Origin of the sequence: Paenibacillus sp. FSL H3-0321, assembly GCF_038002865.1 — a bacterium.
In the GTDB taxonomy this organism is placed as follows: domain Bacteria; phylum Bacillota; class Bacilli; order Paenibacillales; family Paenibacillaceae; genus Paenibacillus_AQ.
The window spans coordinates 947,662-974,262 of the sequence record NZ_JBBODH010000001.1; the positions used below are offsets into that span (position 1 = coordinate 947,662).

At 49.1% G+C, this 26,601-nt stretch carries 23 protein-coding genes; 9 read left to right on the forward strand and 14 right to left on the reverse strand.

Annotated elements, in window-relative coordinates:
* Positions 1-152: 152 nt before the first annotated feature.
* Complete coding sequence (locus MHI45_RS03980) at positions 153-635, reverse strand: SRPBCC family protein (RefSeq protein ID WP_076110039.1); 483 nt, start codon at positions 633-635, stop codon at positions 153-155.
* Between the two features lie 88 nt (positions 636-723).
* On the opposite strand from MHI45_RS03980, the gene MHI45_RS03985 reads away from it, so the two are divergent.
* A complete protein-coding gene (locus MHI45_RS03985) occupies positions 724-1,053 on the forward strand; it encodes a DUF4362 domain-containing protein (protein ID WP_076110040.1) in 330 nt (109 codons plus the stop codon).
* A gap of 74 nt (positions 1,054-1,127) precedes the next feature.
* Here the strand turns inward: MHI45_RS03985 and MHI45_RS03990 are convergent, their stop codons facing one another.
* Positions 1,128-2,807 carry a hypothetical protein gene (locus tag MHI45_RS03990; protein ID WP_256718075.1) on the reverse strand — a complete coding sequence of 560 codons (1,680 nt, stop codon included), beginning with the start codon at positions 2,805-2,807 and terminating at the stop codon, positions 1,128-1,130.
* Between the two features lie 259 nt (positions 2,808-3,066).
* On the opposite strand from MHI45_RS03990, the gene kduI reads away from it, so the two are divergent.
* The 3 genes from kduI (at position 3,067) to kduD (ending at position 5,516) form a co-directional block, all read left to right on the forward strand.
* Positions 3,067-3,900: a 5-dehydro-4-deoxy-D-glucuronate isomerase gene (kduI, locus tag MHI45_RS03995; protein WP_038593270.1), complete on the forward strand. Its 834-nt coding sequence runs from the start codon at positions 3,067-3,069 to the stop codon at positions 3,898-3,900.
* A 34-nt stretch (positions 3,901-3,934) separates the two neighbouring features.
* Positions 3,935-4,690, forward strand: coding sequence for a DeoR/GlpR family DNA-binding transcription regulator (locus MHI45_RS04000; RefSeq protein ID WP_076110042.1), 756 nt, complete (start codon positions 3,935-3,937; stop codon positions 4,688-4,690).
* A gap of 70 nt (positions 4,691-4,760) precedes the next feature.
* Positions 4,761-5,516: a 2-dehydro-3-deoxy-D-gluconate 5-dehydrogenase KduD gene (gene kduD, locus MHI45_RS04005; RefSeq protein WP_076110043.1), complete on the forward strand. Its 756-nt coding sequence runs from the start codon at positions 4,761-4,763 to the stop codon at positions 5,514-5,516.
* A 122-nt stretch (positions 5,517-5,638) separates the two neighbouring features.
* On the opposite strand, the gene MHI45_RS04010 is transcribed toward kduD, so the two are convergent.
* The 5 genes from MHI45_RS04010 to MHI45_RS04030 all read right to left on the reverse strand — a co-directional run bounded on the left by MHI45_RS04010 (position 5,639) and on the right by MHI45_RS04030 (position 10,651).
* Complete coding sequence (locus MHI45_RS04010; RefSeq protein WP_076110044.1) at positions 5,639-6,565, reverse strand: phosphotransferase enzyme family protein; 927 nt, start codon at positions 6,563-6,565, stop codon at positions 5,639-5,641.
* Between the two features lie 221 nt (positions 6,566-6,786).
* A complete protein-coding gene (locus MHI45_RS04015) occupies positions 6,787-8,154 on the reverse strand; it encodes a sensor histidine kinase (protein WP_076110045.1) in 1,368 nt (455 codons plus the stop codon).
* Entirely contained in the window at positions 8,151-8,825 is a 675-nt protein-coding gene (locus MHI45_RS04020) for a response regulator transcription factor (protein WP_076110046.1), read from the reverse strand. The genes MHI45_RS04015 and MHI45_RS04020 overlap by 4 nt, the downstream gene beginning before the upstream one ends.
* A gap of 155 nt (positions 8,826-8,980) precedes the next feature.
* Positions 8,981-9,433: a hypothetical protein gene (locus tag MHI45_RS04025; RefSeq protein WP_076110047.1), complete on the reverse strand. Its 453-nt coding sequence runs from the start codon at positions 9,431-9,433 to the stop codon at positions 8,981-8,983.
* 84 nt (positions 9,434-9,517) lie between these two features.
* On the reverse strand, positions 9,518-10,651 hold the full coding sequence (locus MHI45_RS04030; protein WP_076110048.1) for a stalk domain-containing protein: 1,134 nt from the start codon (positions 10,649-10,651) through the stop codon (positions 9,518-9,520).
* Positions 10,652-10,806: 155 nt separating this feature from the next.
* Here MHI45_RS04030 and MHI45_RS04035 point away from each other — a divergent pair, with 155 nt between their 5' ends.
* A complete protein-coding gene (locus MHI45_RS04035; RefSeq protein WP_076110049.1) occupies positions 10,807-11,430 on the forward strand; it encodes an NUDIX hydrolase in 624 nt (207 codons plus the stop codon).
* Positions 11,431-11,571: 141 nt separating this feature from the next.
* Here the strand turns inward: MHI45_RS04035 and MHI45_RS04040 are convergent, their stop codons facing one another.
* On the reverse strand, positions 11,572-13,650 hold the full coding sequence (locus MHI45_RS04040) for a beta-galactosidase (RefSeq protein WP_076110154.1): 2,079 nt from the start codon (positions 13,648-13,650) through the stop codon (positions 11,572-11,574).
* 189 nt (positions 13,651-13,839) lie between these two features.
* Here MHI45_RS04040 and MHI45_RS04045 point away from each other — a divergent pair, with 189 nt between their 5' ends.
* Together MHI45_RS04045 and MHI45_RS04050 are read left to right on the forward strand one after the other, a co-directional pair.
* Positions 13,840-14,730: a helix-turn-helix domain-containing protein gene (locus MHI45_RS04045; protein ID WP_076110050.1), complete on the forward strand. Its 891-nt coding sequence runs from the start codon at positions 13,840-13,842 to the stop codon at positions 14,728-14,730.
* A gap of 144 nt (positions 14,731-14,874) precedes the next feature.
* Complete coding sequence (locus tag MHI45_RS04050) at positions 14,875-16,005, forward strand: YARHG domain-containing protein (RefSeq protein ID WP_076110051.1); 1,131 nt, start codon at positions 14,875-14,877, stop codon at positions 16,003-16,005.
* 166 nt (positions 16,006-16,171) lie between these two features.
* Here the strand turns inward: MHI45_RS04050 and MHI45_RS04055 are convergent, their stop codons facing one another.
* Entirely contained in the window at positions 16,172-17,911 is a 1,740-nt protein-coding gene (locus MHI45_RS04055) for an ABC transporter ATP-binding protein (protein ID WP_076110052.1), read from the reverse strand.
* The gene (locus MHI45_RS04060; RefSeq protein ID WP_076110053.1) at positions 17,908-19,644 is read right to left on the reverse strand and encodes an ABC transporter ATP-binding protein; all 1,737 of its coding nucleotides are present in this window, start codon (positions 19,642-19,644) and stop codon (positions 17,908-17,910) included. Before MHI45_RS04060 ends, MHI45_RS04055 begins: the two co-directional genes overlap by 4 nt.
* Before the next feature lie 151 nt (positions 19,645-19,795).
* On the opposite strand from MHI45_RS04060, the gene MHI45_RS04065 reads away from it, so the two are divergent.
* Positions 19,796-20,665, forward strand: a complete 870-nt coding sequence (locus tag MHI45_RS04065; protein WP_076110054.1) for a LysR family transcriptional regulator — start codon at positions 19,796-19,798, stop codon at positions 20,663-20,665.
* Between the two features lie 77 nt (positions 20,666-20,742).
* Here the strand turns inward: MHI45_RS04065 and MHI45_RS04070 are convergent, their stop codons facing one another.
* The 3 genes from MHI45_RS04070 to MHI45_RS04080 form a co-directional block, all read right to left on the reverse strand.
* The gene (locus MHI45_RS04070) at positions 20,743-21,474 is read right to left on the reverse strand and encodes an MOSC domain-containing protein (protein ID WP_144024283.1); all 732 of its coding nucleotides are present in this window, start codon (positions 21,472-21,474) and stop codon (positions 20,743-20,745) included.
* 190 nt (positions 21,475-21,664) lie between these two features.
* Complete coding sequence (htpG, locus tag MHI45_RS04075) at positions 21,665-23,545, reverse strand: molecular chaperone HtpG (protein ID WP_076110055.1); 1,881 nt, start codon at positions 23,543-23,545, stop codon at positions 21,665-21,667.
* Positions 23,546-23,720: 175 nt separating this feature from the next.
* Positions 23,721-24,617 (reverse strand): LysR family transcriptional regulator, encoded by an 897-nt coding sequence (locus tag MHI45_RS04080; RefSeq protein ID WP_076110056.1) that lies wholly within the window; start codon positions 24,615-24,617, stop codon positions 23,721-23,723.
* 119 nt (positions 24,618-24,736) lie between these two features.
* On the opposite strand from MHI45_RS04080, the gene dapA reads away from it, so the two are divergent.
* Positions 24,737-25,612: a 4-hydroxy-tetrahydrodipicolinate synthase gene (gene dapA, locus MHI45_RS04085; RefSeq protein WP_076110057.1), complete on the forward strand. Its 876-nt coding sequence runs from the start codon at positions 24,737-24,739 to the stop codon at positions 25,610-25,612.
* 111 nt (positions 25,613-25,723) lie between these two features.
* Here the strand turns inward: dapA and MHI45_RS04090 are convergent, their stop codons facing one another.
* A complete protein-coding gene (locus MHI45_RS04090; protein WP_076110058.1) occupies positions 25,724-26,137 on the reverse strand; it encodes a VOC family protein in 414 nt (137 codons plus the stop codon).
* Between the last annotated feature and the right edge of the window lie 464 nt (positions 26,138-26,601).

The window sequence follows — 26,601 nt, forward strand, 5'->3', positions numbered from 1 at the left end:
CATTTCACTATCATTGGATAACTTTACGGATGGAAGAGAAAACTATGGTGCTTCCGTAGGAGCGACTGGCTCAAGCACAGATACTATATGCATGAGTTTACTACACCTGTAGAAATAGCATCACACCAATATCGGCGAAACCCCGTTCATACTTACGAATGATAATACTTGTCCACAAGCGCACTATACACCTCATATCTGTTCTCCCATACCCGTTTCCGGTTACCGAATGGCTTACCGTCCAGCAATGCTGCGATCACCTCCAGACAGACATGCCACCCGGAGAGATCTTTGGCTGTATGCTCCGTAATTTTGCCCATGGTCTCGATTAATTGCAGCCGGCAGCCTTCCCGCTCCGGAAGCAGCTCAAAACGAACCTTGTCCTCTCCCCAGATATATTCCAATATGGAGTTTCGCTCAAAACCTGTAATTCCCAATTCCAAAAAGGTACCGTCCTGCATATCAAACTCGATGATCCCGCCGGTCCGTAAATCCTTTACCCTCAGCTCGGAGAACCATTCCTTCAGCAGTTCATTTTGAGTCAACATCGCCCAAACGCGATCCACAGAATGCTTATAATGGAATACAAAGGTGGCTGTGAAGCCTTCCGGGACCGCTACAATCTCAGCAATCATTAATAGTTCCCCTTTTCTGTGATTAATAGTATGCTTATCCTTAAAACTGTAAAGTATTTACAAGCAAATCGCAAATGGAGTGAATCTTATGAGAAAACTGCCTTTTATCTGCCTATTATTAGTCCTGCTGTCATTAAGCATTGCCGGTTGTAAACGCGATACCGGATATTCGATTCAAAAAGCGATTGATAAAGGCGATCCGATCTTTAAAGATTTGAATTACGATGGGCAAGTGATCAGGTATAGTGTGGACAACTCCAACGATGAATATGGGGGAGCCGGCAAAGGTATTAAAACGGATGTTTGCACAGAGATTACAAAGGAAGACAGCGGCGGCGGGGAGATTTTCTATTCGATCAGCGGATGCACAGCCGACAATCCGGAAATGAGCTATTTTCTGATCCGCAAAAAGAAGTAAAATGCAGCGTACACGCAAACGGACAACCGCATGGTTGCCCGTTCATTTAACCCCGTATTTAGGATAGAAACTTATTAAACAACATAGTCTTCCAGTGAAATCCGGCTGCCGCCCAGACTGGCTTGAGGACCCGCACCCACCCCAAGGGTGAGCTGTAGCTGATCGCCGCTTAAAGTCTGATATTGGACCGACAGGTCATCTCCGGTGCTGAACTCCGGCACTTTATTCGTCATTTCCGCAGCAAAGGCAGGCAAGTCGCCAAACCCCAGCTCTGCTGCCTCTTTCACCGGAACAGCCTCCACGACAACTCCTCCCGGCATTCCTGTAACCGTAACCTCCAGGTAGTCCTGCCGTTCTTTCAACTCGTAGCGCTGGGACAAGTAAACAGCAAAGTACACTTTACCAGCCCTCCCGAACAGCGCCTCATGCGACTTGACCCACTCCCCTTTGGGCAGAACCCCTACGACAGAGTCATTCTCTCCTTCCGGAACGGGATACAAGGAAAGGACCGTACTCTTGTGAAACAGCACCTCCATATGCGGACTCTGATGGCGGGGATCGCCTTCCCGATAGCCTTGACCGGGATGGAAGAAATACAGCCGGTTGCTCCCTTCCTGTACGCCAATTGGCAGTGAGAAGGCCCAGCGCAGCTGTTCGTTATCAAATTCCTCTACCCGCTCCCACATACCTCCAGCCGCATAATCCTCCGTGATATAAGCGTATGAATGCAGCAGCGGCTGAGGATCAGGGCCACTTGGCACAACCTTCCGGGTCAGCTTCTTGACTTCAACAGGCACGCTACGGTCCAAAGCAGCGGACCGCACATGCTCCGGCGCTTCATAGAATAATAATCCGGCATATTCAGTTCGCGGCATCTCCGCAGGCAATTTGAAGTCTCCAAACTGCACATAATCATGCAGCACATTGCCGTCCGCCGGAACATCATGCGGCCAGCCCCGGGAATGTGCGCCAACCCAGGCGCCCTGAAGGTAGAAGTGCCCCCGTTCCTTCCACAGATAATCCAGCATTTCTGCCAGCATGTCTTTGATCTTAGGGTCCTCTTCCAGCTCCCAGGCACAGGTAAATGCCTGCACCCAATGCCAGAACCACGGCAGGCTGCCATACTCCGGCATGCCATTCCCGCGGACATAGGCCAGTGTATTCTGCAGGCTGAGCAGTCCTTCCTCGCGTAATTCCTCATCATCAAACAGCTTGCCGAAGATCAGCTTCGCTGCGGTATATTTAGCTTCATGATGCCCAAAGGTCACCACCGGTTTGCGGTAAAATCCGCTGCGGTAGATATGGCCGATGGCCGTATGAAAAGCAATTCGGAGTCCTGCACTGAACTCGCTGGAATAATGCTTGCAGAACCAAGCCATCAGACTGCCCATAATTTCCACCGGAAGCTCATGCGGCGAGGCCTCCCGCGGCACCGGGTTCAGGCCAAGCGGCCAGTGTCCGTATAGCGCAGTCCCGGGCTGTCTGTTCTGCAGCAGAACGGTTTCCAGCAGCACAGCTTCCGCTTTCTGCTTCGCTGCTACACGGTCAAAGGGCAGCTCGCGAGACAGGTCTACGGCAGCTGCGAACAGGTAAGAGGCATAATAAAAATTGTTACGCACATCATCGTGGAACCAAAGACCGCTCTCCAGCAGCGGACGGCTCTCCGCTTCCAACGCTACATTATATATAATTTCATCCTGACGAATTTTATAAGGACTCTGAGTATGATTGACATCCACCATTACCGGTTTCACCCTCCATATTTTAAGTTTCTTTTTATCGTTCTCTGCTCACTCTCAGGAATCACGACTTCAACAACATCCCCTTCACTCTCCCTGGATCTTGTATTTTAGTCTATTGTGCACGCTTTCGGTTCATATGGCAATCTCTAAAAGCGATAAATAAACTAAAATAAACATACTAAAAAAGATTATCACTTGCCAAATGAACGTAAATGGATTAAATTGTACCTATACGAACGAAAATACGTTTTTGAAGGAGATTGAATATCCAATGGAAAGACGTTTCGCCTCACATCCCAACGAAGTTAAACAGTTTGATACTGAGCGCCTGCGCAAAGAGTTCCACATTCCCGTTATTTTTGCTCCGAATGAACTGAAGCTTGTGCTTACCCATGAAGACCGCATGATCGTCGGCGGCGCCAATCCCGTAACCGAAGATGTTGTGCTTACCACGGATCTGAAGGAACTGGGAGTCACTTACTTCCTGGAACGCCGTGAACTGGGTATCATCAATGTCGGCGGCAAAGGTTCAGTTGTTGTAGACGGAACAGAATATGAAATAGATTTCAAAGAATGCCTGTATGTCGGCCAAGGTTCCAAAGATGTGGTGTTCAAAAGCGCAGACAGCGCCAAACCGGCGAAATTCTACCTGAACTCCGCTCCGGCTCACCAGTCCTATCCTACAACCAAAACTACACTCGCCGAATCCGAATCCGGAGCAATGGGTGGTCTGGAGAACTCCAACGAGCGTACGATTCACCGCTTCATTCATACCAATGGTGTACAAAGCGCACAACTGGTCATGGGTATGACTCAGCTCAAACCGGGCAGCATGTGGAATACAATGCCTTCCCATACTCATCCGCGCCGGATGGAAGCCTACTTCTATTTCGATCTTCCGGATGACTCTATCGTGTTCCACCTGATGGGCGAACCTACCGAAACCCGCCATATCGTGATGCACAATGAACAAGCCGTCATTTCCCCAAGCTGGTCAATCCACAGCGGTGTAGGCACGCATAACTATACCTTCATCTGGAGCATGGCCGGTGACAACAAACGTTATGATGATATGGACCCCGTAGGTATGAAAGAATTACAATAGAAAGAAATCAACTACGGAAAGATGAGGCAGGCGGATGAACCCGATACGGCGACACGAGATGATTATGGAAGTTATGCTGAACCAGAAGGACGTAACGGTAAACGAATTGAGCGACAAGCTCCAGGTGACGGGAAAAACAATCCGCGAGGACTTAAGCAAGCTGGAGGAACAGGGATTGATCGTGCGTGTGCACGGCGGTGCTGTACTGGCCCAAAGTGATCAGTTCGGCATTCTGCCTTCCAAGAACCCGCTGGATAAATATTCCGACGAGAAAACGGAGATTGCGCTGCGCGCGCTTGCCCATATCGAAGAGGATGACATCATTGCACTGGACGGCGGGAGCACCACGCTTGAAATTGCCCGGCGGCTGGACAATATGCCTCTGACGGTCGTCACCAATGATGTGTACATCATTAGCGAACTGGTTCCCAAAGACAACATACGTCTGGTCGTTCCCGGAGGCTACCGCGTCCGCAACATGCTCGCAGGTCCCGAAGCTGTCTCATACGTGCAAAAGCTAAATATAGAAAAAGCATTTCTGTCGGCTACAGCCGTGCATATCGAGCATGGGCTGTCTATATACACCGGTGATTTAATAGATTTCAAACAGGCCTTGGTCTCCACGGCCCGCAAAGTATTCGCCGCCTGCGATCATCATAAATTCGGGCATACCGCTTTGCGCACCTTCGCTTCATTGCAGGAAGTGGATGTGCTGCTTACGGACAGCGGCCTTGCACCCGAAACGGTGGAACAGTTCCGCAGTGCGGGCGTCAATATTGAATGCGGATAATAAATTGCACTCTTTTAAAAAAACTTAAGTACAAATTCCACAATCCCCACTCAAAGGAGAGAATATTAATATGTCATCATTATTCAGTCTGGCTGGTAAAACAGCCATCGTAACGGGCGCTGCCCAAGGTCTTGGACAAGGTATTGCCCTTGCTTTTGCGGAAGCTGGCGCTGACGTTGTTTCTGCCTCCCTGAACACAAGTGCGGAAACCGTTGAAGCCGCCCAAGCTTTCGGTGTGAAAGCTCTCGGCATCGAAGCTGACCTGAGTGACCACACTACCCTGCAGGGCATGTTCGACAAAGCGCTAGAATTGACCGGTCACGTTGACATTCTGGTCAACTGTGCAGGCATGATCCGCCGTACTCCGGCCAAAGACCATAGCGAAAAAGACTGGTTCGATGTTATCAACCTGAACCAGAATACTGTATTCCTGCTGTCGCAAATTGCCGGCCGCCACTTCCTGGAAAGAGGATCCGGTAAAATTATCAACATCTGCTCCATGCTTTCCTACCAGGGCGGGATCAATGTTCCGGGCTATACTGCAAGCAAACATGCGGTTGCCGGTCTGACCAAAGCCTTCGCCAACGAATGGGCCGGTTCCGGTCTGAACATCAACGCGATCGCACCAGGCTACATGGCTACAGAAAACACAGCTCCAATCCGCGCGGATCAAAGCCGTTCCGACTCGATTCTGGACCGCATTCCTGCCGGACGCTGGGGAACTGCAGAAGATGTTAAGGGACCTGCCGTATTCCTGGCTTCCGCTGCTTCCGACTACCTGAACGGTCATATCCTGAATGTAGACGGCGGATGGCTGGCCAGATAAGTATTTTACTAACCCAATAATAGAAACAGCAGCAGTCAGGGACGAGAAAGTAAAGTCCCAGCCTGCTGTTTTTTTTAACAATCGTTATCTGATAACTTCATTCCGCTCTATTCACTGTTAGTTCAAGAATGGCTGTACTCCATCCGACTTCTATATAAGTTCAAGATTCGGACCTGCTCCTCGCTTAGCTCTTTAGCATTCCAATACATATGCATTAAATTATATTCAAACAATTCTTTTAATTTCATGAACAGCGGTAGTTTCGTAAGCATCTCAGAAGAGAGCTCATTCTCCTCTTTATATCCATCTACTAATGCCCTGGTAATGGATCTTTCATAATCTCTGAGGTTCTCTCCTCCTGAGAAGGAGAACTCTAGTGCAGAATAGATAGGAACGGCTAAATCGTATACATAATAATGTTTTTCACAATCTTGAAAATCAATCATCGTTAGCTTGGAGTCACTGTCTACAAGGATGTTTTCCAGCCACAGGTCTCCATGTATTAAGCCATAATTTGAAGACTCCTGCGGTAGTTCCTTAATTTCATTTACTACATCGTGTGCAATTTCCCGTATCGTCTTCTCTTCTGTAGGAATGTATTTAAGAAAATCGTATTCTTTAGACTCATGCCAATGATTGATATGTGCAGTAGTCTCAGAATTCATATATCCTTTACTGACTCGATGCATTCTGCCTATTTGCTGTCCAAGATCTCTAAATACCGTTTTGTTCCATTTTGAACGTGGCAGATGAATTCCGGATGCAGCCTGAAATACAACGACCCGCTTCTCTTCCTCTAACATTATTTTCCCAATGAATGAATTATTAATAGTGGCTATAACCTGGGAAACCCCTATACCTTGGTTAAAAAGATAATTCGTCCAATTCACTTCATCTAATTGTTCTTGATAGGACTTATAATTCGTTATTCGAACAAAAAAAACACCTTTTTGAGATTGGCAACGGTACATTTCATTTGTTACGGCTTTAACATCATAAAAATTAATAGGATATGTATTATTTAGAAATTGCAATATTCTTTCTTCCATAGCGTTGTTTACCTCAACTTTCTAAATACTGCTTCATCATTCAACAAGATTATAACAAGCAGACTCCCTCTATGGCAGGTAAAGTTTCTTTATAAATAATTGTGCGTTAATTTCAAGCTGAATCGTCAATCTAAGCACGTACGAAAAAACACCCCGGCATCACAGGCAAGTGAGCTTGCACAGATTACCGGAGCATTGGAATTGATACAGTATGAATCTTATTACACTGCCGGCGTTACGATTGGCAAGGTGACAATGAATGTTGTTCCCCTGCCAGGTTCGCTTTCCAACCGGATGTCACCTTGATGAAGCGATACGATCTGTTTAACGATGGCAAGCCCCATACCGCTGCCCTCATACTTACGGCTGTGGGAACGATCAGCCTTAAAAAATCGCTCAAATATACGCTTCTGGTCCTCGGGGGAAATACCAATGCCAGTGTCGGATATTGTGACTGTCACGTTTTTGTTATCCTGTGTAATGCTGACGGTAATAACGCCGCCATCCTTGGAAAATTTAATGCTATTGCCGAGAATGTTGGTCCATACCTGATTTAGCTGGTCATGATCTCCCGTTAGCATAATTGCCTTCAGTTCGAGCTCGAAAGTGATGTTGCGAGCCGACCATTGCGGCTGAATCGCGACAATGACCCGCCTAATCTGTTCATCCAGACTGAGCGTTGACAGAGTCAATTGCTGTGACTGCGATTCAAGCAAACTCAGCTTTAGCAGGCTAGCGCTCATCTTGGACATCCGATTCGCTTCATTGATGATAATGTCGAGATAACGTATCCGATTATGAACCTCGATGTTTTCTTGTTTGAGCGCCATAGCATAACCGGATATCGAGGTGAGCGGTGACTGGATTTCGTGTGACACGTTTGATACGAATTCCCTGCGCAGCTGCTCCAGCTGCTGCAGGTCATGCGTCATTTCTTCAAAGCTGCGAGCCAGAGTACCTAGCTCATCCTTTTGCTTAATATTCAGCTTCACACTGAAATCTCCATCTGCGATACGCTTAGTCGCTATGGTCAGCTTTTTGATCGGACTGACTAGGAACCTGGCAGCAACCAGAATCAATAGGCTTCCTGCGATCAACGAATAAGTTATAAAAGTCAAAATCCACTTTCGGTTGAAAGCGGCAGAAGGGGGGCCGATTGATTCTAAAAACATCGCTTTCGTACCCGTTTCAGTTGTCAAAGGCAGCCCTAAGAGAACAGTAGCATAACCACTGGGATTTACTTGAACAATCTCTCCATCTATTACTTTTTTCAGTTGTTCCATACTTACAGTGACAGGTTTGTCTCCGTTAAGCGATCCATAAGACTTGAACTTACCCGTTTCTTCGTAAATTCGAATATAAAAAGATTTGAGCTGATACATTCCACTTACGAACTCGTCCGCTTCAGTCAATGGAAGGGTTTCGTAAAGCCGGGTGACATCCTGGCCAAAGTGAAGTAAAGGCATTAGCATGTTTTCGTTCAATTTATCTTTATATACCCAAACAGCCACATACAGGGCAAGGACCGTGCCCCCGATGACGGAGACTAGAAATGTCAGGACGATACGTGTATATAAGGATCTGATCATTCGTTAACCTCAAGCCGGTAGCCAAGTCCGCGCACCGTCTCGATACGAAAATGTGGTGTAGTCGCGAACCGTTCGCGCAGCCGTTTAATATGTACGTCGACCGTTCGGTCATCTCCAGCGTAATCGATCCCCCAAATTTGATCAATCAGCTGCTCACGCGTATACACTTGCCCCGGTGTTCCAGCAAGCTTATACAACAGCTCGAATTCCTTGAGCGGCAACGTGAGCGACTCCGTCCCTCTCATCACCTTATAGGTTTGCCGGTCAAGGATGACGTTGCCGAACTGGATCGGTTGCGTAGAGCCAATCCGGTATCGTTTCAGCAATGCCCTGACACGAGCTGTCAACTCTAACGGATCGAATGGTTTCGTCAAATAATCGTCCGTCCCAAGTTCGAACCCTTTCACTTTCTCCCAGGTTTCACCTCTCGCAGTCAACAAAAGTAATGGAAGATCAGGATTGGCTCTTCTGAGCTCCTTGCATAACGTCCATCCATCCATAATTGGCATCATTATATCGAGCACGACAAGATCAACATGCGTTGAGGCGTAGACGTTCAGTGCTTCTTTGCCGTCCACGGCTTCAACTGTCTCAAATCCGTCGTTGCGCAGAAACAAGCAAACAAGTTCGCGAATGTTCGCATCGTCGTCAGCAACCAGTATAGTAGGCATTCGTTCCCTCTTTTCCTGTTGTAGATCCTAGCATTATACTATAAATCAACCCATAATAAACGTTCAACTAAAGGAACCGTCTGTTAAATGCATCTTGTGTCGTCAGTTCCTACTAAGCATAATCGGGTGACTGGACAGCATCCTAGCTGAGCGGATTAATCCGCCAATAACACAAACTCCTCGGGATGGGAACGAATATATTTCGCAATAATGGAGTGGGTCATCGGGGCCATCTGCTCAAATCGGTCAAACAGGGATTTTATCATTTGCATCAGTTCGTCATCCCGCTCCAGATCCATAAGCGTTGCATCTCCCCAGTTGACCTTTAACCTGCTGTTTCTCGCTTCAAGCTGCCCCCTGGTTTCCTCCAGCAAAGCTACCATTCCCGACTCGTCAAAAAACCGCACCCCCTCCATCATCCGGTCCCAATACCCCGGTATACTCAGCATGTAGGAGATCCAGGCATAATACTCAGCCGCCGATTTATAACTGTGACCATACATAACCCGGAACATGCAGAGTGCCTGTTGTCCCCGTGTCAGCTGCGAGATCACCTCCGCCTTAACCGCCGGCGATTTACCGCGTATCTGCATAAAAGTCGGCTCCATACACGCGCTCCCAAGTTTTTCATCACCTAAGCTATAAAAGGATTCCCGCTTCATCGTCACTAAACTCATTACATTCCCCTTTTCTCATTTAACAAATTCAACTTTGATTTTCTCTGCCGCTTGATTATCCTGTGCATTAAGCGGATTAAGCACAAGCTTATCCGAGATTATTATCAATCCCCGATGATAATACGTTTTCTTGCTAAATACATCCATTATCACTCTCAGGGGGACAAACGTCCGTCCGTTTTTTGTCACGATCGTTGTGTCTTTTGCTGAGGAACGGCCATTGACTGAAATAGTGGAATCCGCTTCATTGATTAAGATCTTCTGATTTCTGTATTGAATCGTGACCTCATGCTTCTTGGAATCAAAATGTACTGCGGCACCGAACTGATCTGATATAAAACGCAGTGGAACCATTGTTGTCTCTTTGCGCAGATATGGGGTGATCTTTGAATTCGTTTCATCTATCATTGTCTGCTTTCCTTTGGCAAGCACGTTGCTCTGGCCGATAGACAGAACGATGGCGTCTCTCTTAATATCATCTACCAAGGAATTGATTGCTGCCTGCTGCTGGCCACCGCCTTGACAAAGGTCATCCTTGTACAGCTCCATATACTCAATAATAATGTCGATGGCTTCTGGTCGAATGTCCTGTTTCAGACTTTTATCGGCAAGGACCGCCTCCGTATTCTTCCAGCTGCACATTAAGTTCTCTTGGGACACGGCAAGCGCATGGATCAGGGCTACCGTCATACTGTCCGGTGACGCCTTCTGGGCTTCAGTGATCCAATACAAATCAGGATCAAAATAATGATCGAGCACCTTCATATAGCCAAGGACAAAAATCTCCTGCGGTGTCAACTTCGCTTTATCCAGCGAATCTGATTTCTTTCCATAAACAGATTGTGAATACTCCTCTGTCAGATCTCTATCCTCCCATCCTTGAACTGAATACAGCGCATTTATTACTGCCGCTTTTTGATCCAGCGGTGTGGTTGCCGATGATAAAAAATCGTTAACTTTCACGCCTAATCCGTTCTTCAAGGCCTCAGTAACCATATCTACATCAAGATAAGCCTCATAAATAGCCGTCGAGGTTATGGGCGAGTCTGCATGCACGGTCTCCTGCTTATTACCAAAAAAATAACCAAAAAAAACTATTGAAGCTACCAGAAACAATTTGCCTAGCCTTGAATGTAACAGGCTATTCATAAACATTCCTCCTTGGGATGATGGGATATTCTAACTCGTTCATATCGTATTCTATGTGGACAAGCCGTTGCCTGTGCGGCAAATGCTATGATATATTTAGCCGACGAAGTAGGATCGGCAGTACCAGATGTTAACATTAATAAAGGAGCCTTCGCATGAATGACGAACTACTGACTACTTTTGATGACAATGGCAATATTACCGGGACCGCGCCCCGTGATGAAGTTCACCGGTTGGGACTCTGGCACGAAACCTTCCACTGCTGGTTCGTCAGCAAGGAACAGGATATGCTCCATATTTATCTTCAGCTGCGCAGCGAACACAAGAAAGATTATGCCGGTCTGCTGGATATCACGGCCGCCGGGCATTTATTATCTGATGAGGTTCCGGAGGATGGCGTCCGTGAGGTGCAGGAGGAGCTTGGAATCTGCGTTGCTTTTGAGCAGCTGATCCCCCTTGGGATCATCCCTTACAGCATGGACAATGAGGGCTTTCTCGACAGAGAGCGGGCGCATGTCTTTTTGTACGCGAACGCCTCCCCTTTAAGCGACTTTAAGCTGCAACAGGAAGAGGTTGCGGGAATTGTAACAGCCGATTTCGCCGGCTTTCGAAGTTTGTGGCTGGGAGACAGCGCTACACTGCAAATTCAAGGATTTAGGGTGGAAAGCAGCGGTACGCGAATTCCAATCAGCCAGACTGTGGACAGGAGCCACTTTGTGCCGCATGAGATCAATTATTATCGGCGCATCATTGAGGGCATTGAGGCAGCCTTTGGCTGATTAGCATTCTTCAATCATTACCTATTTTAACCATTCCCTTATGCGTATAGCAAGATTCTACCCTGCACCCGCAGGCTGCTTCCGTTTCCACAATGAAAAGGCAGGACCCTGATGACCGGGTCCTGCCTCTTGTAATTCTATTTATTTCTGTGCTACTTTCCGTTTCAGCATTACTAGCCCGTTCACAGGAAGTGCAACAACTTCGGGGGCTGCCTCACCTGATTCCAGGTCTGTATAAACCAGACCATCTAGTGTCACTGACGCTTCAGTACCGCTGAAGTTCTGCAGGAAAATATAGTCATGTTCACCGTCTGTACGAAGCTGCGCCGTTACACCTGCTGGCAGTTCACTTTCCAGCACGCGGCCAATTCCCGCCTTGGCGGTAATTGCAGCATACAGCTCTACGTAAAACGCTGCGTCTTTGACGCGGGTAGCCAAATGGTATGCTCTGCCTGCTCCGAGCTTGTTGAGTGTCAATGCCGGCTGCCCGGCGTAGAAATCGCTGCGGTAATAGCCTAGCGCCTCCGCCCCCTCCAGATGGATCAGCTCGGCAATTTCATGCGCATCGTAATCGCCCGAGAGCTTCAAGGCGTTGTCTGCATTCAGTACAAGACCGTTCACATCCCGGCTGTGCAAGCCTTCCGTTTCTTCAGCCCAAATGCCGAGCGTTCTGCGCAGCGGTCCCGGGAACCCGCCGAGGTGACACAAATCTGTTTCGCCTACCACTCCAGACCAGTAGGTTGCCAGAAAGGTTCCCCCCTGCTCCACATATTTCTCGATTCTTTGACCATTCTCTTCACTGATCAGGTACAGCATCGGAGCGATGACCAGCTTGTAGCGTGTGAGGTCATCTCCTGAACCAATCACGTCAACTGGAATACCAAGCTCCCAGAGGGCACGGTAATGCTGCAGCACGGTCTCTTCATATTTCAGTCCGGAATTGCGGATCCCTTGGGCATCCTTGATTGCCCAGCGGTTATCCCAATCGAACAGGATCGCCGTCTCTGCCGGTGTGACGGTGCCCACTACTTCGGTTAATCCCGCAAGTGTTTTGCCAACCTCGGCGACATCCCTGAACACACGGGTTTCTGCATGGCCGCTGTGGTCGAGCACAGCACCGTGGAACTTCTCGCTGGAGCCGCGGCTCTTGCGCCACTGGAAGTACTGCACAGAATCAGAGCCATGAGCGACCGCCTGCAGGGATGATAGCTTATGCATGCCCGGCCGTTTCAGCTTGCTGACTGACTGCCAGTTCGTGAGCGAAGGCGTACTCTCCATCAGCAGGAACGGCTTATGCTTGAAGCTGCGGAACATATCATGGTTCAGAGCTGTCCAGGCCGCCAGCCGGACATCATCATCGTTCTCGGTGTAATGCCATTCCGGGTATGCATCCCAAGAGACGACATCCAGAATTTTGGCCAGCTCACGGTAATCAATGCCGTCGATCATATGCATATTGGTGGTCACGGGCAGATCCGGGTTGAAATCCCGTACGGCTGCAATTTCATGCCGGCAGAAATCAATCGTCCGCTCACTGACAAACCGCCGCCAGTCCAGGTTCAGGCCATGGACCTGTGTCTCCCCATGCGGTGCTGGTGAATCAATCTGCTCCCACGAGGTATAGGTATGGCTCCAGAAAGCTGCCCACCAGGCATGGTTCAGTTCGTCGAGGCTGCCCTTATATTTGGCCTTCAGCCATTCCCGAAAGGCGTTCTGGCACAAATCGCAATGGCACTCGCCGCCGAACTCATTCGAAATATGCCAGCCGATGACCGCCGGATGATGAGCATACCGTTCAGCCAGCTTGGCATTCAGCGTTGCTGTTTTGTCCCGGTAGACCGGGGAGGTGTAGCAATGGTTGTGCCTGAATCCATGCAGATTGCGCACACGGTTTCGTTCCACCCGCAGCACCTCAGGGTACTTCTCGGACATCCAGGCTGGCCGTGCTCCGCTTGGAGTAGCCAGGAAAGCATATATTCCGTTCTCCGCAAAAGAGTCCAGCACATGATCCAGCCAATCGAATGTAAATACGCCCTCTTCAGGCTCCAGCGACACCCATGAAAAAATACCGACAGACATCACATTGCAGCCCGCCAGCTTCATTAGGCGGATGTCCTCGCGGAGAACTTCAGGATATCTCAGCCATTGCTCGGGATTATAGTCGGCCCCATGCAACATTACGGGAGCCTTGCTGCTGACCGCAGGGAGTTTCTTGCTCATCATCGTACATTCATCCTCTCATTTTAGATCCGTGTCAGAATGAGACTTTTCTCTGATTCAAGTTATTCTGTGTCTCTGTCTTTTTCACGGACAAACATTTATACTATTTATAATATAGGATAACCGCAGATTCACAGTAGGATTATACTCGCGATTACATAGCACAAAATGAATATGAGGTGAACAGTTTTGCTACCTTTTTCTTTGGTTGAAATGCCGCGTAACCTGGAGGACTTTCCCCTGTACCCTTATTCTGTCGGCAGACACATTCAGTACCATCATGTCCGCCCGTCTGGATTCCCTGTCCATCAGCTCTTCCTGATCCGCAGCGGAAACGGGATATTCCGCGATCTCACGGACGGAACAGAAACGGTGCTGGCACCCGGAATGGCTTTCGTTTTCCCGCCTGACCGCGGACATGAATATTACCCGCTGTCTCATGAGCCATGGCATGTAGCTTTTACCGGCATTTACGGCAGCCAGACAGGGCCAATGCTTCACAGCCTCGGCTTGTTGCCGCCCTCCGCCTATCATCCTGTGCGCTTCGAGGAATGCTGGGAAGCCATCGGCGGAATCTGGCAGACCGTAAATGGAGGGAATGCCAGCCGCCAGGAGGAACAGGCCACGCAGGAACTGTCCGTCAGCCTCTACCGGCTGATTCTTATGATGCGCCGGGGCGAGCCTTCTGCCGGTACAGCCAGCCGCCTGGAAAATGAGCATGTCCGCAACGAAGCACTGCAAAAAGCGGTGAGATTAATCAATGAGCATTTCACCGAACCGTTGCTGGTCGCTAATCTGGCTGCCGCTGTCGGCTATTCCGTGCAGCACTTCCAGCGACTGTTCTTGCAAGAGTATGGCGTAACCCCGCATAAATACCTCCAGAACCTGAGGCTGGAGCGGGGTCTTCAATTGATGACTGAAAGTCCCGGCATCCCTGTGCAGGATATCGCTTTGAATCTTGGGATGGAAACAAACTATTTCATCCGGGTATTCCGCAAGACTTACGGCTGCACGCCGGGTGTAATGAGGGAGTCGCTGCAGCGAAGCCAGAGTCAAGCAGCGAACCGGCAGAAGCAATAAGTGCTTTTGCCTCAGGAACTGGGCTCTATTTTTAAAATAACAGGTAAGCTAATATAAAAAAGCTCGTTGGAGCTGCCCCCTTTTTATGGTATATTTGCTAGATCCAAATTTTAGGATGTAGAAGTCAACTAAGGGGGATGCAATTTGTTTTACCACAATCTCAGAAGAATGGGTCTCATTTTTGGAGTCCTGATTCTCTTGTCAAGCTGTTCCTCTAAGGAACAATCGAAATTTACAAAGGAAGAAAATAGCAATAAGGCTGTAAGCCCGGCAAATCCGGTCAGGGAATACATCATAAATGACAGTAACAAGGTATTGCTGAATGCTGACAACGTTAGTAACATGGATGGTCATATCTTGGAACTGGCGCGTAATGAGATTTATGCCCGGCATGGTTATATATTCAAACGCAAGGATTTGGCCGACTACTTTTCTTCAAAGAAATGGTACAAAAAGAACCAAAATTACAAGGAAGCTTTCACTGACATAGAAAAGAAAAATATCGAATTATTACATACCTATAGTGCAAAGTACGCAGCCTATCAGTTAATCCCAGTACATACGGATGATTATCGTGTCAAAGATTATGAGGGCTCCAATACCTTTAAACAGCAACAAATGGTTATTGATCTTAATGGAGATGGAATTAGTGATGATGTTGAGCTAAATGTCCCTAAAACGGAAGGGGATACAACATGGACGCTTAAAGTAAATGGAACATCTCTTCAATTTGAAGGTGAAGATGTTTATCCTTATTTTGATATTGTAGACCTTAATATTAATGATCCTTACTTTGAAATTGCTTTTCAATTCGACAGTCAGTATTCTTATTGGAGAGAGACTTATTTTTATTACTATGACGGTCATAAAATCAGTCCCGTTGGTACCGTTCCTGATTTCGCTGCACATTCTTCTATGATTGACGGGCATGGCACTGTTAAGGGAATTGATCAAGGGAAGGAGCTGCAGACATGGTATCGTGAACTCGTATTCCGGTTAGATGCAGAGCATCAACTTCGTGAGGAAGAACAAGATTTTTACCCTATGTCTCCCCCTACTGTGTTAACCGCCAAAAAAGAACTAAGGTTGCAAAAACTAAGAAACTCAGATGAAGAATATCTGCAAATCAACCCTGGTGATCAGGTGAGTTTCTTAGGAGAAGACAACCGGGGTTATATTAAGTTTGAGCTCTCCACAGGATTAACTGGTTGGTTTCAGGCAGGGGATAAGTATGATTTCACTGATTATTTCGAGGGGCTGATATTATATGGTTGAAGCAGCTTGAACTAACGAAGAACTAATTCTCAATAAAACAGCGGCAGTCCAGGACGTGTCTTTACCGTCCATGAACTGCCGCTGTTTGTATATATGGGGTCAATAAAAGAACGTGAAGGCCTGTCCAAGTGGCTTGCTTCCTCCATAACCTGCAATCTTAAGCCCGCTATACCGTTGCAAACTGGCTGTTGTACAACCGGGCATAGTGTCCTCCGCTTTCCAGGAGTCCCTCATGTGTGCCGCTCTCGACGATGTCTCCGTCCTTCATGTAGAGAATGAGATCGGACTCGCGGATCGTGGACAGCCGGTGGGCAATAACGAAGCTGGTGCGCCCTGAGATCATGGCGAGAAAAGCCTTCTGAATCCGAATCTCCGTCAATGTATCAATGCTGCTGGTTGCTTCGTCCAAGATGAGCATCGGCGGATCCACGAGCATAACGCGGGCGATGGTGAGCAGCTGCTTCTGTCCCTGGGACAGATTGTCTCCAGAACCGCTGATCTTCGTAGCGTACCCTTCCGGCAACCGTTTGATGAAGCTGTGCGCATTCGCTGCTTTGGCTGCTACCACCACCTCTTCCTCCGTCGCTTCCGGTTTGCCATAAGCAATATTATCGCGGATGGAGCCTCCGAACAGCCATGTATCCTGCAGCACCATTCCGAAATTCCGCCGCAGACTGTCCCTGGTGATCTTATTAATGTCTATTCCGTCAATTTTGATTGTCCCGCTGTCTACGTCATAGAAACGCATAAGCAGGTTGACCAGCGTCGTCTTCCCTGCCCCAGTCTGTCCTACAATGGCTACACGGGTACCCGGCTTCACTTCCAGGCTGAAATTCTTGATTAGCGGACGCCCGGGATCATATGCAAAACTTACTTTATCAAAGGTGATTGTGCCATGACTGGTACCCATGACGTGTGCCCCTGCAGCATCCGGCGTTTCCGCCGGGAGGTCGAGAATGGCAAAGATCCGCTGTGCCGAAGCCGTCGCCGACTGCAGCTGGGTGATGACACCAGTGATCTCATTAAACGGCTTTGCGAACAGGTTCGAATAAATCAGGAAACTGGACAAATCCCCTACCGAAAAATGCCCACCAATTACAAGCGCGCTGCCGATCATCGCAATGACCGAGAAGGTAATATTATTGACCAGCCGTGTTGTCGGATTAGCCAATGAACCGTAAAACTGGGATTTGACGCCTGTCTGGTACAGCTCATTATTACGTTCCGAGAAACGGGCGAATGAACGGTCCTCGTAGTGGTAAGCCTGCACCACCTTTTGTCCGCCGATAATTTCTTCCACATATCCGTTTAATCCGCCGAGAATCTTCGCCTGCTCACGGAACAGCTTCTGGGAACGCGTAGTGATGAACCGGGCGACAAAAAAGGTTGCCGGAGCCGACAGCAGCACGACTACCGTCATCACCGGACTAATGTACAGCATCAGCCCGATCGCACCGGCAATGGTCACAATACCGGTCAGCAGCGTGGAGAAACCCTGCAGCAGCCCGTCCGAAACGGCGTCCATATCATTGACAAAACGGCTGATGCTGTCGCCCTGCGGATGATTGTCATGGAATTTCAGCGGCAGCACATTCAGCTTGTCAAACAACTCACGGCGCATGTCGTAGACCGTCTTGTAAGCTATCCGATTGGTGTAATACGTCAGCAGCCAGCCAAAAAAGCTGCCCACAATATATACCGCAGCCAAGATTAGCAGCAGCCGGAGGATTCCGGCGAAATCAACATCTCCCGGACCCACCATATGATCGACAGCCCGGCCGATCAGCAGCGGCCCGATCAGGCTGGCAATCACGCTGATGATGGCGCAGATTACCGCGGTTATGGTCATGCCTCTAAAATGACTTGTATAGCCAAACAATCTCTTCCAGGTATTGTCGCCCTTCATTGTCCCGCCTCCTCGCTGGAAAGCTGGGACTGGCAGATTTCCTGATAAACCCCGCAGTTCTCCAGCAGTTCCTGATGACTGCCTTTCCCAACAATCCGTCCTTCTTCAAATACGATAATCTGATCCGCCTGCCGCACCGTGCTGACCCGCTGGGATACCAGCAGCACGGTCATATCCCTGCTGCTCTCCTTCAGTGCCCTGCGCAGTGCCGCATCGGTCGCAAAGTCGAGCGCACTGGAAGAATCATCAAGGATAAGGATCGGAGGGGTACCCACGACGGCGCGGGCAATGGTAAGACGTTGCTTTTGTCCGCCGGATAAGTTCAACCCTCCACGCGCGACCAGTGTATCCAGCCCTTCCGGCAGCTTGCGGATGAATTCATCGGCCTGGGCTACAACGGCCGCCTGCATCAGTTCCTCCTTCGTTGCATTCTGCTTGCCCCAGCGGAGGTTATCGGCAATCGTCCCGGTGAACAGGAGCGCCTTCTGCGGCACAATGCCAATCAGGCTCCGCAGCTGATCCAGCCGGTATTCTTTGACGTTGACGCCGCCTACTCTGACTTCCCCCTCCACCGCATCATAGAAACGCGGAATGAGATTCACGAAGGTGGACTTGCCGGAGCCGGTGCTGCCGATAAGCCCCACGGTTTCTCCGCGGTTGATCACCACTGAGATATCCTGCAGTGCAAGCTCTCCAGTCTTGTTGTAACCGAAGGAGACATGCTCGAAAGAAATAGCAGAAGCTGCCGCTTCCATCACTGGCAGGGCGCCGTTCCCTTCATCCGAGATTGAGGTTTCAGCCGCCAGCACTTCATTCACACGGTTCGCAGAGGACGCAGCCTTGGTAAAGAGAATTACCAGATTCGATACAACAATCAGCGCCAGCAGAATCTGGGTTACATAGTTGATAAACGCAATGATTTCACCCTGTGATAATCGGCCGGCATCAATGTGTATGCCGCCAGCCCACAGAATGGCAATAATCGCTGCGTTCACCACCAGAGTAGTCATCGGGCCAAGCCAGGCAGAGATGCGTCCAACCCGGATCGCCGTTGCCGTCAAATCATCCGAAGCTTCATTGAAGCGCTGCTTCTCCCGCCGTGCTTCGGCAAAGGCGCGGATGACGCGGATACCGGATAGATTCTCGCTCAGCACCAGCGCCAAATGATCCAGCTTCTGCTGATATTTGCGGTAGAGCGGCGAGCTGCGGGTAATGATAAAGTACAGGATGACGCCAAAAACAGGTGTCGCCGCGAGCAGAATCAGCGACAGCCGGAAATCGAGAACCATCGACATAATAATGGCCCCGATGCAGATAAACGGCGCACGGACTACGAGACGGATCAGCATGGCCACTGCCAGCTGCAGCTGATTCACATCACTCGTGATCCGGTTGATTAGCGACGGTGTACCGAAGGTATCCAGCTCGGCATAGGACAACGAAGAAATATGCTTGAACATCTTGTTGCGCAGCGAAGTGCCAAAGCCCTGTGATGCCCGGGCGGCATAATATTGGCAAACCATCGAGCAGCCGAAACCGAGGAGCGACATCAGCAGCATAAGCCCGCCCATCCGGTACACATAGGCACTATCCTGCCCGCCGATTCCGTTGTTCACGATCAGCGCAACGATGGTCGGCAGCAGCAGCTCCAGGATCGCCTCCAGCAGCTTAAAGATCGGCCCGAGTATAACTTCTTTTCTGTACGGTTTAAGAAAAACAGCAATTTTGAACACAGTAACCCTCACCTAACTTATGTAGTATGTAATCACTATGAAATAGCGTTAAGACCCGTTATGATTATGTCATACCTGATTACATATTAATAATATTGGTTTCGTATCAATGCCATACTTAATTCATATGCCAAATCCGGAGGTTTTACAAATGGATATCCGACAGCTCAAATACTTCTTGGCGATTGCCGAGGAAGGACAGATTACTTCCGCTGCACGGAAGCTGCAAATGGCCCAGCCCCCGCTCAGTCAGCAGCTGAAGCTGCTGGAGGAGGAGCTTGGTGTAAAGTTAGTGGAGCGCGGACCGCGCAGTATACAGCTGACCGATGCCGGAGTAATTCTGCGGGGCCGGGCACAGCAGATTCTGGAGCTGGCCGATGCCACCACACGTGAGATTAGTGATTTTGCAAGCGGGCTGCGGGGAACGCTCTCCATTGGCACGGTTTCCTCCTCTGCGGCAACTCTGCTGCAGGATCGGCTCTTTGATTTTCACAAAATCTATTCCGGCGTCAAATTCGAAATTCACGAAGGCAACACCTATAAGGTGATTGATCTGCTCAGCAAAGGAATCATCGAGGTCGGCATTGTACGCACGCCCTTTAACAGCACAAGTCTCGAATGTGTATATGCCGGGGCTGAACCTATGATTGCCGTGATGACTCCTGATTATGACTGGACGGACGGAGAGTCCTCTATTGATATCGGGGAACTCAAGGACAGGCCGCTGATTATTTACCGCCGCTTCGAGCAGCTGATCCGTGAAACCTGCCTGGAGCACGGATTCAATCCGGATGTGTTCTGCATGAACGACGATGCCCGCACCACGCTGCTCTGGGCCAATGCCGGTCTCGGCATCGGCATTCTTCCGAAATCAGCCTTCGGCCTCATGAGAAACGACAATCTGCGTTATAAGGAAATTCGCGGTGAATCGCTCCGCACCCGGGTCGCCGCCGTATGGATGAAGGACAAATATTTGTCGTCGCTGGCCGAGAAGTTCATTGAATGCTTCAGAGCGGAGTAGGCATGGGTATGGATACACAAAATGAAAAAAGCGCTGTACCGGCATTACCCGGAACAGCGCTGGCATTTCGCTTAAGCTTATTGGCTTGCCGGCCTATCAGCCAGATGAACCTCATCTCCAACGCAGACGCGCCCGGTTTGGATAACGGAAGCATACACGCCGAATTGAAGCCCCAGCTCTTTGTTGACGATTTTCAGAAGCGAGGGGGCTTTCTCCGCAGTATCAGGGTCCATCGTCGTCATGACGCATCGCTCGCACAGCTCATTCACCTGCAGCTCTACCCCGCCAATCCGCAGCCTCCGCCCGGTCCAGTCTCCCTCAAACAGCGACTCATCGCTTAATGCTATCACGAAATTCCCGCGGAACCGGCGCTGATCGACCTCGCGTCCCCAGAGCGCCTCCAGTTTTCTCAGACTGCCATCGGTAACAAGCAGGATACTGGCCTCATCCACCGACAGCAAATGCGGATTCTCCGGGTGCGGTTGCTTCAGGCTGGACATGCTCACCGGGATTTTTGTCTGGCTTTGAATCTCTTCAAGCAGCTGCTCGTCCCAGCGAAAGGTCCGCCCGTCCGCTGCAGTGACAGCGACCTCCCCATCCCGGTAACGCGCCTGATAGGTAAGCATATTCGGTATATTGCGGGCCGTAACGAATCGCTTCCAGCCCTGTTTCCTTTCATCATAAAAAGAGCAAACCCGATCGCCTACGACGCCGTAGGATTCAATGTCGCAAGCCTCCAGCTGCTCTCCCGCGAACGATTTGACCGGATACCGGTTGATTTCACGGATCACACCAACAGTCAATGTCAAAGTCTGTTCCTCCATTTATCCTAGAAATTACATAAGCTTATTGTACCCGATTTCTCCTTAAATTGTAGCTCTCTTGATACAAGCCTCAACAAAAAAAAGGAAGCCTCATCTTTACGATGAGACATCCTCTCTCTGGGCAGCCGTTGGGCGAAGCCTTCAGTGATGCTCCAGTTCGGCAAATGCCGCCATTCTATACCATGATTTTGCAAATATCGTTGGTGAACTGTACAGGATCATTAACCTGCAAGCCCTCGATCAGCAGCGCCTGATTGTAGAGCAGGTTCGTGTAAAGGCCCAGCTTCTCCTGATCCCCTTCGGCAGCAGCCTTCAAGGACTTGAAGACGTCGTGGTTAATATTGATTTCCAGTACCTTATCCGCCTGTACCTCTTGGCCGTTCGGCATCGCTTTGAGGATTTTTTCCATCTCGATGGTCAGCTCACCTTCCGTGGACAGGCAGACCGGATGACTCTTCAGCCGTTTGGAGGCTTTGACTGCCTTCACTTTGCCGGACAAAATACCCTGCATCGCGTCGAACAGCCCTTTGTTCTCGTTTTCCTCTTCTTCCGAAGGCTTGTCAGCTGCATCTGCTTCAATCCCCAGATCACCGCTGGATACATTTTTGAATTCTTTTTCCTTATAGTTCATGATCATCTTGATCGCGAACTCATCGATATCATCGGTGAAATAGAGCATTTCATAACCCTTGTCCAATACCATTTCAGTCTGCGGCAGCTTCTCGATCCGCTCAACCGATTCCCCGGAAGCATAATAGATATACTTCTGGTCTTCCGGCATTCTTTCTACGTATTCAGCCAGCGTAACCAGCTTCTTCTCCTTGGAGGAGTGGAACATCAGCAGGTCCTGGAGGGTTTCTTTTTCCATGCCATAGTCATTGTAGACTCCGAATTTAAGCTGTCTGCCAAAAGACTTGTAGAATGTCTCGTATTTCTCTCTTTCATCCTTCAGCAGGCTCAGGAGCTGGCTCTTAATCTTGCTCTTGATGTTCTTGGCAATCAGGGTCAGCTGGCGGTCATGCTGCAGCAGCTCTCTGGAGATATTAAGCGACAGATCCTCGGAATCGACCATCCCTTTGACAAAGCTGAAGTAATCCGGCAGCAGATCCCCGCATTTGTTCATAATCAGCACGCCGTTGGAGTACAGTTCAAGACCTTTTTCATACTCCTTGGTGTAATAATCAAACGGTGTATTTTCTGGAATGAACAGAATCGCATTATAGACTACAGCGCCATCTGCACTGATATGGATATGCTTCAGCGGTTTATCGAAGCCGTAGCGTTTTTCGGCATAGAAGTTGTCATAGTCCTCTGTGGTCAGCTCGTTTTTGTTCTTGCGCCAGATCGGCACCATGCTGTTCACAGTCTGCTCTTCTTTGGTTTCCTCGAACTCGCCTTCGCTGCCTTCCTTAGGCTGACTGCCGGTAATATCCATCTTGATCGGGAAACGGATAAAGTCAGAATATTTCTTGATGATGGATTTCAGGCGGTAATCTTCCAGGAACTCATCGTAGTTGTCTTCTTCACTGTTCTCTTTAATCTTCAAAATAATCTCGGTGCCGACAGCATCCTTCTCGAACGGTTCGATCGTATATCCATCCGCGCCCTGGGACTCCCATTTGTACGCCTGGTCGCTGCCCAGCGCCTTGCTGATTACAGTAACATCGTCCGCCACCATAAATGCAGAGTAGAACCCGACACCGAACTGGCCGATAATATTGTGGCCGTCCTTCGACTCATTGTCCTTTTTGAATGCAAAAGAGCCGCTGTTCGCGATAATCCCCAGATTGTTCTCCAATTCTTCCTGTGTCATCCCGATCCCTGTATCAGAGATGGTCAACGTGCGGCTGTCCTTGTCGGCAGTGACTTTAATGAAATAATCCTCTTTATTGAACACCAGCGCATCGTCTGCCAGCGCTTTGTAATAGATTTTATCAATGGCATCGCTTGCGTTGGAAATCAACTCCCGCAGGAAAATTTCCCGCTGTGTATAAATGGAGTTGATCATCATCTCTAGTAGTCTCTTCGATTCGGCTTTAAACTCTTTTTTGGCCATGAATAAAATAATCTCCTTTCAAAAATAACTCTTCTGTTTACTCTCTGGAAATTAGCACTCCACTCGAATGAGTGCTAACACTTCCTTTTATATACCATATTCTCGTTTTTGATGTCAATATCTTGCTGCATACTAGCCTGTTAAAAGTCACTTTTCTGTCGTTCATCCGCGCATTTCACAGCGCCACCGTCTTCGACTTAGCATCTGCCAGCAGCATCTGAATCAGCGATTGCAGCGGCAGTGATTTCCACTTCTTGGGATGCAGCAGCAGCTGCAGATCGAAATGAATCTCCGGATGGGCAAAAGACAGCTCCGCCAGGTTCCCCCGCTCGATCTCCTCCTCGGCGACGATTCTTGGCAGCAAGGCAATGCCCAGCCCGTTGCGCACGCAACGCTTGATCGCCTCCAGATTCGACAGCTCAAAGCCGATGCGGAAAACAATCCCGTGCTCCCGCAGCAGATTCTCGAACAGGCTGCGGTAAATGCAGCTCTCCTCGGAAACGATCAGCTCACAGTTGTTCAGATCCTGCAGTGTCACGTCCGCAAGTTGGGCTAGAGGATGGGTTGCAGGTGCTACCAGCACCAGCGGCTCATCTCTGATGATCGTCCGCTCAAGCACGGAGTCGGTGGCATTCCGGTCCAGCATTAAGCCGATGTCCACTTCACCGTCACGGATCTTCGCCACCAGATTGGCTTCCTGCTCGGTCTGCAGATGAATGTTCAGTCCCGGAAAAGTCGTGCGCAGCTGCTGCAGGAACGGCGGTAAATAAAATGCAGCCAAGGAATCAATGGTCCCGATCGTCAGCGTCCCGCCGATTTGCTGGGCGATCGTCTCCTTGGAACGGTCATACAAATCCAGAATCTCCACGAACAGCTTCAACAGCTCTTCTCCAGGTGGAGTCAGGCGCAGCGCACGTCCATGCCGCTCTATCAATGGAACCCCGTATTCCTTCTCTATCTTCTGAATTTGCATCGTCACACTGGACTGCGCATAGCCCAGCTCTTCAGCCGCGCGGGTAAAGCTCTGCCGTTTCGCGACCTCGCGGAAGGTCCTCATATATGTTAAATCCATAACCTCACCCTAACATCAATATTATTGATAACCCACATCATTTATTATAGCTAACGCCGATGGAATATTCCATGCTACAGTAAGATAAAAGGATTTCAACATTTTGGAGGACGATATTCATGTTAACAGAAGAACAGATTTATGGAATCTATGTTCCCGTGGTAACCCCGTTCAATGCAGCTGGCGAGATTGATCTGGAATCATATCAGCGTTATGTGAACAACATCATCAAGAACAATATTCATGGTCTGGTCGTCAATGGAACCACTGGAGAATCGCCGACAGTCAACATACAGGAATTACAGACTCTCGTGGATGCATCACGGGAATTATTGAAATCGAGCCCGGTCCCGCTGGTGGTCGGCACAGGCACTAACGATACGGCCTCCACTATAGCCCGCACTGAGCTGGCTGCCAATTCAGGTGCTGATGCTGTGCTCGTGGTCGTCCCTTATTACAGCCGCCCTTCCCAGCAAGGCATTATTGAGCATTTCCGCAAAGCCGCCGAAGTGGGCATTCCGGTCATCGCCTATGATATCCCGGGCCGCGCCGGAGTCGGCATGTCGGTCGATACCGCACGCACCATCCTTGAGATGAATAACGTAGTAGGTTTAAAAGACTGCTCCGGCTCTCCGCTGCTAGTCTCCGAGCTGTCCCGGCTGGGATCGAAGCCGGTGCTGTGCGGCGACGACCTGCAGTTCCTGCATATGCTGGGCTGCGGAGCCGCCGGGGGCATGCTGGCCTCGGCCAACGTGCATACCGCGAAGTTCCTCGGTATCTACGAGCAGTTCAAAGCCGGGCAGACCGTTGAAGCTACAGCAGCGTTCGACCAGCTGCTGCCGCTGATGAAGCTGCTCTTCAAGGAGTCCAATCCGGCTCCGATCAAATGGCTGCTTAGCGCCTACGGAGAGATTTCCTCTGATACGCTCCGCTTGCCGATGACCTCGATCAGCTCTGAGCTGCGTGAGGAACTGGGGGCTTATCTGGCCGGATAACACCTGAATCCATAACCGGATATTTACGCATAACAACAACCGCTACGGTGCAGTCACAGACTGTCCAAGGCGGTTGTTGTTATGTCTACCATTTTCAGCGTAGTCTAGGTATTATTGAATGTCCGCTGCCACCGGATTAACCGCAAAAATAGAATGAATGTTGCCTTCCGGATCTGCGAAGAAACCCGTGGTATGCCCCCAAGACATCGACTTCGGTGCAGTGATCCCTGCAGCCCCTTTTGAAATAAGCTCCTCATACATCGTGTGGACAGCCTCCGGTGAATCACATTCGAAGTTAAGCTCGAAGGCTTGCCCTTTACGCTCTTCTATAAAGGAATAATGACCGTTTGTGTTATCCGCCATCAATGGTGTTAAACAAATCGCAAGGCGAATGCCGCCATTCACAAATTCAGCATAATGGTTTTCTTCAACAACGGTCTTAAATCCGAGTACATCACGATAAAAGCTAGTCAATCTAGGAACATCATGCGCCAAAACCGTAATTCCTTCTAATTTCAATCTCATACTCCCAATTCCACCTCTTCTGAGATATGCAACTGTTTTATAATGCTTTAACCATAATCTTCAATCAATGCTATTTTTCCATTTTTAATACTCTATCCATATTCTTCAGGATGGATAGTTTTACCTTTATTTGCTGTCTCGTGAAGCTTCTGAACCGGGTTAGCAAGCTGCCTTTACTCGTCGATACCAATAAAAAAGCGGAAGTCATGGCGAAATAAAGCCCTAGACTACCGCTTTTTTGTGTAACTGACGAGACTCGCAAGCTTAACAACAAATTTACCACTCTTTTTATGATAGTATGCGAAGCTATTATTCATCGGCATTCGAAGTAATTGATAATTATCAACGACGAAAATTCCCCAGACAAATTCATCTATCACATAGCTCACCTCTTTTACTCCAGTTTAGCCTACAGCTTCGGAAAGCAGAACTCATAACGCACAAAAAAAAGCCTCCCGCTCAGG